1 protein-coding gene is annotated in these 658 nt (G+C 76.7%); it reads right to left on the bottom strand.

The window, feature by feature from the left end; translation table 11 throughout:
- Positions 1-146: 146 nt before the first annotated feature.
- The coding region (locus FGF04_RS39685; protein WP_268893814.1) for an acyl-CoA dehydrogenase family protein at positions 147-658 on the bottom strand (512 nt) is incomplete at its 5' end.

The raw sequence follows: 658 nt of genomic DNA, 5'->3' as shown, positions 1-658 counted from the left end.
GCCCTACGACGTGGGCCCGCTCGTCGACGCGAACGGCGTCGAGCGCAAGGTCCCCGCCGCGCGGCGGCTGCGGGCGCGCCTGGCCCATGCCCTGTACGGGCAGAACGCATACGTCCCGAAGCCGACCGCCGCCGAGTACCGCGAGCTCACGAGCAGCGACGAGCACCACTGACGGGAGCCGCGTCCAGCACCGCCGCCCGGCACTCGCCCGGACCGCCCCAGGCCGAGCGCAGCGCCCGCGCCCTGGTCAGCCACAGGGAGAGGYCGTACTCCGCGGTGTAGCCGATCGCGCCGTGCAGTTGGAGGGCCGTACGGGCGGTGGCGTACGCCGCCTCGCACGCCGTGACCTTGGCGGCGGCGACGTCGGCCGGGTCCATCGACAGCGCGGCGCCGAAGAGCAGCGGACGCGCGAACTCCAGCGCGATCTTCGCGTCGGCCAGCCGGTGCCTGACCACCTGGAACGAGCCGACGGGCACACCGAACTGGCTGCGCCGCCCGACGTACGCCACGGTCCGGTCGAGCAGGGCGAGGCCCACCCCGAGGGCCTGCGCGGCGGTCGCGAGACGCGCCCAGCGGAGCGCCTCGGCGGCCCCCGCGGCGACCTGCGGCCCGGCAGCGAGGAGCTCGCCCCCGGTCCGGGGGAGGGAGTAGTGCCGGG

Origin of the sequence: Streptomyces apricus (genome assembly GCF_008369065.1) — a bacterium.
Taxonomy (GTDB): domain Bacteria; phylum Actinomycetota; class Actinomycetes; order Streptomycetales; family Streptomycetaceae; genus Streptomyces; species Streptomyces apricus.
Note: the sequence above shows the minus strand (reverse complement) of the source record. Positions and strands in the feature narration are given on the sequence as shown.